Source organism: Streptomyces sp. HNM0574, from assembly GCF_012726235.1.
Lineage (GTDB): Bacteria > Actinomycetota > Actinomycetes > Streptomycetales > Streptomycetaceae > Streptomyces.
Map to the genome: position 1 here is coordinate 1 of NZ_JAASAH010000031.1, position 8,613 is coordinate 8,613.

Annotated in this window: 8 protein-coding genes and 1 pseudogene; 8 read left to right on the forward strand and 1 reads right to left on the reverse strand. The window is 74.4% G+C overall.

The window, feature by feature from the left end; genetic code table 11:
• Positions 1 to 234 (forward strand): hypothetical protein (locus HCC30_RS28105; protein ID WP_206324435.1); only part of this gene is annotated, 234 nt, incomplete at its 5' end.
• A gap of 7 nt (positions 235 to 241) precedes the next feature.
• Here HCC30_RS28105 and ssuE read toward each other — a convergent pair.
• Positions 242 to 811 (reverse strand): NADPH-dependent FMN reductase, encoded by a 570-nt coding sequence (ssuE, locus tag HCC30_RS28110; protein WP_169445745.1) that lies wholly within the window; start codon positions 809 to 811, stop codon positions 242 to 244.
• A gap of 513 nt (positions 812 to 1,324) precedes the next feature.
• Here ssuE and HCC30_RS28115 point away from each other — a divergent pair.
• The 7 genes and pseudogenes from HCC30_RS28115 to HCC30_RS28145 all read left to right on the forward strand — a co-directional run.
• Positions 1,325 to 4,414, forward strand: coding sequence for a Na+/H+ antiporter subunit A (locus HCC30_RS28115; RefSeq protein WP_169445746.1), 3,090 nt, complete (start codon positions 1,325 to 1,327; stop codon positions 4,412 to 4,414).
• Positions 4,411 to 5,031, forward strand: a complete 621-nt coding sequence (locus tag HCC30_RS28120) for a Na(+)/H(+) antiporter subunit C (RefSeq protein ID WP_169445747.1) — start codon at positions 4,411 to 4,413, stop codon at positions 5,029 to 5,031. The genes HCC30_RS28115 and HCC30_RS28120 overlap by 4 nt, the downstream gene beginning before the upstream one ends.
• A 49-nt stretch (positions 5,032 to 5,080) precedes the next feature.
• A complete protein-coding gene (locus tag HCC30_RS28125; protein WP_169445750.1) occupies positions 5,081 to 6,871 on the forward strand; it encodes a Na+/H+ antiporter subunit D in 1,791 nt (596 codons plus the stop codon).
• Positions 6,868 to 7,473: a Na+/H+ antiporter subunit E gene (locus HCC30_RS28130; RefSeq protein ID WP_169445748.1), complete on the forward strand. Its 606-nt coding sequence runs from the start codon at positions 6,868 to 6,870 to the stop codon at positions 7,471 to 7,473. The genes HCC30_RS28125 and HCC30_RS28130 overlap by 4 nt, the downstream gene beginning before the upstream one ends.
• Complete coding sequence (locus HCC30_RS28135; RefSeq protein WP_346776848.1) at positions 7,464 to 7,817, forward strand: monovalent cation/H+ antiporter complex subunit F; 354 nt, start codon at positions 7,464 to 7,466, stop codon at positions 7,815 to 7,817. The genes HCC30_RS28130 and HCC30_RS28135 overlap by 10 nt, the downstream gene beginning before the upstream one ends.
• Positions 7,814 to 8,191: a monovalent cation/H(+) antiporter subunit G gene (gene mnhG / locus HCC30_RS28140; protein ID WP_169445749.1), complete on the forward strand. Its 378-nt coding sequence runs from the start codon at positions 7,814 to 7,816 to the stop codon at positions 8,189 to 8,191. Before HCC30_RS28135 ends, mnhG begins: the two co-directional genes overlap by 4 nt.
• A gap of 149 nt (positions 8,192 to 8,340) precedes the next feature.
• A pseudogene (locus HCC30_RS28145) lies at positions 8,341 to 8,613 on the forward strand (hypothetical protein); the annotation flags it as partial.

Here is an 8,613-nt window from a genome sequence, read left to right on the forward strand (position 1 = left end):
GCCGAACGCGTCGTGGACGCGGCCACCGCCTGCGCCGTACGCCTCCACCACGGCGGCCCGCAGCCCGGCACCGCCGCCGGGCTGCTGCGCGCCCTGGACACGGCGGCCGAGGGCCTCGGCGGGCGGCGGCCGGTGCCGGGCGGCGGGACGTACGCGCCGCTGCTCGACACCGTCGCCGCCCGCCTGCACCGGGCCGGAACGGCCGGTCCGGTCGGAGCCGCCGACGGCAGGTGAGGCCGGGTCAGGCGGCGACGGCCGGGCGGGGCGCCGGTACGCCGGGGTGGGCGCCGAGGGAGAGGGCCAGGCGGTCGACGGCGTCGTCGATGCCCTGCGCGGCCTCGGCCGCGAGCGTCACCGAACCGTCGGCCTCGCGGGTGAGGTGCCGGTCCAGGACGAACCAGCCGCGCAGGATGCTGTCCGTGCCCAGCGAACTGAGCACGGGGCGCAGCCCGTAGTCGATGGCCAGGACGTGCGCCGGGCTGCCGCCGGTGGCGAGCGGCAGGACGGTCTTGCCGGTGAGGGCGCTCTGCGGGAGCAGGTCCAGCAGGGTCTTCAGCGCGCCGCTGAAGGACGCCTTGTAGACGGGGGTGCCGACGACGACGGCGTCGGCGCGCTCCACCGCCGCGACCGCCTCGCGTATCGCCGGGTCGGAGACGTCGGCGGACAGCAGCGGGCCGGGCGGCAGGTCACGGACGGCGAGCGGGGTCACCCGGTGACCCCGCTCGGCGACGCGGTCGCCGACGTGCCGCAGCAGCGCGGCCGTTCGGGAAGAGGCGGAGGGACTGCCGGAAACGGTGAGGACATGCGCCATGACGGCTGCTCCAGGAGATGAGGGAGGCGGGAACCGGACCACCGCGCGGCACGACGTGCGGCCGCCCCGCGGACGGGACGGCGTACGGGAGCACCGCGAGGCGTCGCGGTACGTGGGGCGGCGCGGGGGCGCGCGGCAGGGCCCGGGAGGCGGGGCGGGGGAAGCGGGGCCGTGGCCGGGGTGTGCCCGGGGACGGCCCGCGGTCAGTGACCGGCCGGACAGATCGCGGCCGCGACGCGCACGAGGTCGACGCAGCGGCGGCGGGTCAAGGACGGCTGGAACATGGGGAGATGACAGCACGCTGATCTTGCACACGTCAACGGCGCTTCCATCATCCGAGATGCGGCCGTGGACAGCGGGCCGCCGCGTGTCGCCGGTGAACGAGCTGGTGCGGCAGGGGAGTTGGGCCCGGGGCGCCCGCGCACGACCGTCCCGCGTACGGGCGTCGGGCCGGACGTGCGGTGAATGCCTGATATGCGGCATTTGGGTCACCATGCGTGCAAGTATCTGTCTGTGCTGTTGCTGATCGTTCTCCACTTCGCCGCGGCCTGCTGCGCCCGGCCGCTGGTCCGGTGGCTCGGCCCCCGAGCCTTCCTGGCCCTCGCGCTCGCGCCCGCCGCGGCGACGGTGTGGGCGGCCACGCAGTACGCGGCCGTCAGCCGCGGCAGCTTCCCCGGCGAAAACCACTCCTGGATGCCCGACTTGGGCGTCTCGCTCGCCTTCCGGTGCGACCAGCTCTCGCTGCTGATGGTGCTCATCGCCGGGGGCATCGGCGCGCTCGTGATGCTCTACTGCTCCCGCTACTTCCCGCCGGGCGAGCCGCGCCTGGAGGAGTTCGCCGGGACCTTCACCGCCTTCGCCGGCGCCATGATCGGGCTCGTCGTCGCCGACGACCTCGTCGTCCTCTACGTGCTCTGGGAACTCACCACCGTCTTCTCCTTCCTGCTCATCGGGCACATGCCGGAGAAGCGCAGCACCCGGCTCGCCGCGCTCCAGGCGCTCGTCGTCACCACCCTCGGCGGGCTCACGATGCTCGTCGGCTTCCTGATGCTCGGTCACGAGGCCGGTACGTACCGGATCTCCGGCATCCTCGCGAACCCGCCCGAGGAGAGCGCCACCGTCGCCACCGGGCTCGTCCTCGTCCTGGTCGGCGCGCTGTCCAAGTCCGCCGTCTGGCCGTTCACGCTCTGGCTGCCCGGCGCCATGGCCGCGCCCACCCCCGTCTCCGCGTACCTGCACGCCGCCGCGATGGTCAAGGCCGGGGTCTACCTGATCGCGCGGCTCGCGCCCGCCTTCGCCGACGTCGCGCCCTGGCGGCCGCTCGTCCTCGTCCTCGGCTCCGTCACGCTCCTCCTCGGCGGCTGGCGGGCGCTCCGCGAGACCGATCTGAAACGGCTCCTCGCCTTCGGCACGGTCAGCCAGCTCGGCTTCCTCACCCTGCTCACCGGAACCGGCAGCCGGGACGCGGCACTCGCCGGGATCTCCATGATCCTGGCGCACGCCCTGTTCAAGGCCGCGCTCTTCCTCGTCGTCGGCATCGTCGACAAGGCCACCGGCACCCGCGACCTCAACCGGCTGTCCGGGCTGGGCCGTTCACGCCCCGCGCTGTGCCTCGTCGCCGTCCTCGCCGGGGCCTCCATGGCCGGGCTGCCGCCGCTGCTCGGCTTCGCCACCAAGGAAGCCGCCGTCGACGCGCTGCTGCACGGCAGCACCACCGACCTGTGGACCCTCGCCGCCGTCGTCGCCGGAGCGGCACTTACCACCGCCTACACCCTCCGCTTCCTCTGGGGCGCCTTCACCCGCAAGCGCACCCCCGACGGCAGCCCCCGCGCCGACACCCCCGTCGCCCGCATCCCCTTCGCCCTGCAGGCGCCCGCCGCGCTCTGCTCCCTCGCGGGGCTGCTGCTCGGGCCCGCCGTCTCGGCCCTGGACCCGCTGTTCTCCGGGTACGCCGACAGCTTCGCCTCCTCCGGGTCCGACTTCCACCTCGCCCTGTGGCACGGCTTCGGCCCCGCCCTCGGACTGTCCGCCGTCTCCTGGGCCGTCGGCGCCCTGGCCTTCCTGGGCATGAACGCGCTCGGCCGGATCGGCGAGCAACTCGCCGTCACCGACGGCGAACACGTCTTCGCGCACTCGCTGTGGGCCCTGGAGCGGCTCTCCCTCCAGATCACCGGCGGCGTCCAACGCGGCTCGCTGCCCGTCTACCTCGGCACCGCGCTCGCCGTCCTCGTCGGCGCCCAGGGCGCGGCCCTCGCGGTGGACCGGCCCTGGCAACGCGAGTGGGACGTCCACTGGTTCGACTCCTTCGCGCAGCTCGCCGTCGCCCTGACCGTCTGCGGCGTCTCCCTGCTGTGCGTCATGGCCCGCCACCGGATGAAGGCCGTCGTCCTCGCGGGCGTCACCGGCTACGGGACGGGCCTGCTGTACGTGCTGCACGGGGCGCCGGACGTGGCGCTCACCCAGTTCGCCGTGGAGACGGTCTCCATCATCGTCTTCGTCCTCGTGCTGCGGCGGCTGCCCGCGCGCTTCCCCGAGCGGGCCCGCTCCGGGCAGGTGCGCCGGGTCACCCAGATCGTCTTCGGCGTCGCCGCCGGGACCCTGGCGGCCGGGCTCACCTACGTCGCGGGGACGGCCCGGCTCACCGATCCCGTCGGGCCCGAACTCACCGCCGCCACCGAGCACGACGGGCTCAAGAACGTCGTCGCCACCGCGCTGGTCGACCTGCGCTCCTGGGACACCATGGGCGAATCCGCCGTCCTCGCCGTCGCCGCCGTCGGCGTCACCAGCCTCGTCTACCTGCGCCGCCGTTCCGGCAACCTGCCGCCCGTCCCCGTCCCGCCCGCCGGCGGCCGCCCCCGCACCCAGGCCCAGGCGGCCGGGACCGGCGGCCCGGCACCGCCCGCGCCCGGGTACGACACGACCGGCGGCCTCCCCGTCGTCGAGGGCCCCCGCACCGCGACCGGCGGCCACCGCTACGTCTGGCCGCTGGCCAGGCCGCCCGAGAAGCCGGACTACGTCACCGGGGCCGCGCCCCGGCGCACCTGGCTCGCCGCCTCCGCGACCCTCGACCCCGAGCGGCGCTCCGTCATCTTCGAGGTGGTGGCCCGGCTCGTCTTCCACCCGATCGTGCTGCTCTCCCTGTACCTGCTCTTCTGCGCCGAGAACCTCCCGGGCGGCGGCTTCACCGCGGGGCTCGTCGCCGGACTCGCCCTCGCCGTCCGCTACTTGGCGGGCGGGCGGTACGAACTGGCCGCGGCGGCCCCGTTCGACGCGGGCTTCCTGCTCGGCCTCGGGCTGCTCACCATGACCGGCACCGGGCTCGCGGGTCTCTTCCTCGGGGAGGCGGTGCTCGACTCCGGCAGCTACGACGGGTACCTGCCGCTGATCGGGAAGTTCCACGCCGCCTCGCCCGTGCTCTTCGACACCGGCGTCTACCTGCTCGTCCTCGGCGTCGTCCTGGACGTCCTGCGCAGCATCGGCTCCGAGGTCGACCGCCGCGTCGAGAAGGAGCTCCGCCGCACTCAGCGCCGCGGCCCGCACCGGCCCGCGCCCGCCCCGGGCGGCGGAGCGCGGCGCGACACCTCAGGGGAGGCAGAGGGATGAGCGAGACCGTGGCCGTCGTCCTCGCGGGCGGCACCCTGTTCGGCGCGGGCACCGTCCTGCTGCTGACCAGGCCCCTCACCCGCATCCTGCTCGGCGTCGTCCTGCTCGGGAACGGCGTCAACCTGCTGATCCTCTCCACCGCCGGCCCCGCGGGCGAGGCGCCGCTGCTCTACGGGGGCCTGCTGCCCGAGGACATGACGGACCCGCTGCCCGAGGCGTTCATCCTGACCGCCATCGTCATCACGCTCGCGCTGACCGCGTTCCTCGCGACGCTCGCCTACCGCGCCTGGCAGGTCTCCGGGACCGACGACGTCCAGGACGACGTCGAGGACGTCCGCGTCGCCCGCCGAGCCGACTACGTCGAGGAGCGCGACCGGCTCCGCGCCACCTACCGCGAGCGCCGCGAGGCGTACCGCGCGCTGCTGCACGCCGAGGAGGAGGAACAGGCCCGCCAGGTACGCGCCTACCGCCAGCTCGGCAAGGCGCGCGCCCAGTACCGCGAGGCCCGCCGCCGTGCCCGGGAGGAGATCCGCACCGACCGGGCGCGGCAGGCACGGGCCGAGGAGAACACGGAGGAGGACGACCTGTGGGAGACGATCCTGGGAGCCGACCGGTGACCCCGCGAGGACGCACCCCGGCCCGCGAGCACGGGCAGGCCCTCCGGTGATCGCGGCGACTCCGGGGCCCGAGGCGGCCGTCGCCTCCGCGCTCGTCCCGCTGCCCGTGATCCTCCCGCTGTTCGCTGCGGGGGTGAAGCTGGCCATCGGCGTACGTCTTCAGCGCACCCAGCGGGTCATCAGCACCCTCGTCCTCGCCGTCGTGCTGGCGGTGTCGCTGCTGATGCTGATCGCGGCCGACGAGCACGGGCCGCAGGTGATGTTCGCGGGCGGCTGGGCGCCGCCGGTCGGGATCGTGCTCGTCGCCGACCGGCTCTCCGCGCTGATGCTGGTGATCTCCTCGGCCGTGACGCTGTGCGTGCTGCTGTACTCCATCGGGCAGGGCATGGCCGACCGCGAGGACGCCACCCCGCTGTCCGTCTTCCACCCCTCGTACCTGGTTCTCGTCGCCGGGGTCTCGGACACCTTTCTCGCGGGCGACCTGTTCAACCTCTACGTCGGCTTCGAGATCATGCTGACCGCCAGCTACGTCCTGCTGACCCTCGGCGGCACCGGCACCCGCATCCGCGCGGGCGCCACGTACACCATCGTCAGCCTGCTCTCCTCGGTGCTGTTCATGGTCGCCGTCGCCATGGTCTACGCCGCGACCGGCACCGTGACGATGGCCCAGCTCGCCACCCGGCTCGACCAGCTCCCCGAGGGCGTGCAGGTCCAGATCCAGATCGCGCTGCTCATCGTCTTCGGCATCAAGGCCGCCGTCTTCCCCCTGGCGGCCTGGCTGCCCGACTCCTATCCCACCGCGCCCGCGCCCGTCACCGCCGTCTTCGCCGGACTGCTCACCAAGGTCGGCGTCTACGCGATGCTGCGCACCCAGACCCTGCTCTTCCCCGGCGACCGGCTGGAGGACGTGCTGATGGTCGTCGGCCTGCTCTCGCTGCTCGTCGGCATCCTCGGCGCCGTGGCGCAGACGGACCTCAAGCGGCTGCTGTCCTTCACCCTCGTCAGCCACATCGGCTACATGGTGTTCGGCATCGCGCTGGCCTCCCGCGACGGGCTCTCCGGCGCCGTCTTCTACGTCGCCCACCACATCACCGTCCAGACCACCCTGTTCCTCGTCGCCGGGCTCCTCGAACGCCGGGGCGGCACCACCGACCTACAGCGCCTCGGCGGGCTCGCCGGGCTCTCACCGCTGCTGGCCGCCGTGTTCTTCGTCCCGGCCATGAACCTCGCCGGCATCCCGCCGCTCTCCGGCTTCCTCGGCAAGCTCGGACTGCTGCGCGCGGGCGTCGAGGACGGCGGGGTCCTGGCGTACGTCCTCGTCGCCGCGGCCACGCTCACCAGCCTGCTCACCCTGTACGCCATGGCGAAGGTGTGGAACCTCGCCTTCTGGCGCGCGGCGCCACCCGAGATCGCCGAGGAGGGCACCGTCCTCGACACGGCGGAACCCGACGACGTGGAGAGCCCGACGGGCGCCGAGGAAACCGAGGAGGGCGAGCCCGTACCGGCGGGCCCGGTCACCGGGCCCCCGGAAGCGGCGGCGGTCATGGCGGGCCCGTACGCCGGCGAGGACGTCCACCGCTCCGGCACCGAGCGGGGCCCGGGGCAGGAGAGCGGGGCCGAGCTCGTGCCCGCCGGGCACTCCGGCGCGTCCACCTTCGGCGGGCAGGCCATCACCACCACCCGCACCCTGCCGCTGGCCATGACCGGGCCCACCATCGCCCTGGTCGGGCTCGGACTCGCCTTCACCGTCCTCGCGGGACCGCTGTTCGGACTGACCGACCGGGTCGCCGCTGAGATCGTCGCCCGGACCCCCTACGTGACGGCGGTGCTCGGCGAATGACCACCCACCGCACCAGTGTGACGCCGCACCGCCAGCCGACCGGGCTCGGGCGGTTCCGGGCCGCCCAGTGGCCGATGGTGCTGGGCCTGACCGTCCTGTGGATCCTGCTCTGGGGCACCGTCACCGTCGCCAACGCGGTGACGGGCATCATCGCGGGCGTCGTCGTCTGTGCCGTCTTCCCGCTGCCGCCGATCGAGACGCAGGTGCGGCTGCGGCCCGTCGGCATCCTCCGGTTCGTCCTCCGCTTCGGGCTGGACATGCTGGTCTCCAGCTGGCGGCTGAGCCGCTACATCCTCGGCCCCGGCGTCCCGCCCTGCGCCGTCCTCGCCGTCCGCATGCGCTGCCCCAGCGACCTGATGCTCACCGGCACCGCCGTCGCCGTCGCGGCCGTGCCCGGCAGCAACGTCCTCGACGTCCACCGCGCCACCGGCACCCTCTACCTGCACGTCCTCGGCGCGGGCGAGGAGGCGGAACGGGAACGGGCGCGGCACGAGGTGCTCCGCCTGGAGGCCCGCGTCGTCCGGGCCTTCGGCACCCGCGCCGACATCGAGGCCCTCGCCGCGTACGAGACCGCCAGGAAGGAGCCAGGACTGTGGACGTGATCCTCACCGTGGTCGCCGCCATGCTCGTCGCCTCCGGCGTGATGGTGGTGATCAGGCTGGCCCGGGGCCCCTCCACCCTCGACCGGGCCGTCGCGCTCGACGCGCTCGTCGCCGTCCTCATGGCGGGCGTCGGCATCCACACCGCCACCCAGCGCATCCCCTTCTACCTGCCGGTCCTGCTGGTGCTCTCCTTCCTCGGCTTCACCGGTTCCGTGGGCGTCGCCCGCTTCCTCGCGCTGCGCGACGAGGCGGGCAGCGCGGCGGCCGACGACCCGGAACCCGCCTCCGCTTCCGATTCCGGTTCCGCTCCGGGGCGGCGTCCGGGAGAGGGGGAGGCGCGGTGAACTGGGGAGCGACCGCCGATGTCGCGGGCGCCGTCTGCCTCCTGGCCGGGGCCTTCCTGAGCCTCCTCGCCGGGATCGGGATGCTGCGCCTGCCCGACGTCCTCACGCGCATGCACGCCGCCACCAAGCCGCAGTCGCTCGGCCTCCTCTTCGTCCTCCTCGGCGCGGGGCTGTGGGTCCGCACGGCCACGGACATCGCGACGCTCGTCCTGGTCGGCTCGTTCCAGCTGGTGACGTCCCCCGTCGCCGCCCACATGGTGGGCCGCGCCGCCTACCGCGCCGGACGGATGGACCAGAGCCACCTGGTCGTCGACGAGCTGGGCCCGGAGGTCCGGCAGCCGGACGTACGGCAGGACCGGGAACGCGAGGAGTGACCCCGGCCCGGCGCGGGACGGAAGCGAGCCGCGCGGGGAGAGCCGGAGGAGTGGCCGTTTGGCGGAGTGAGGCGTAACCGGAGCCGCGCGCAGCGGGTTGCATCTCCGGACCGCCCAACTCCGACATACGGGATGGAGTTCGCCACTTTATGAGCAAGCGCAACCAGAAGGGCCGACGGCACCGTACGGTCAACCGCACCCCGCGGCCGGTGACCCGGCGCCGGACCCAGCCCCCGGGCCACCTGTCGACGCAGGCGCCGGCCCAGGCCGTCTCGCCGGACGCGACCACCGAGCCCAACCCCACGCCGGAGCCCAAGCCGACGCCGCAGCGCGCCGCGGTCTCGGCGGCCGGCTCCGCCGCCCCCGCCGCCGTCGGACGCGTCACCGCACCGGCCGCGCCCGAGGTGCCGGCGCCCGGCCGG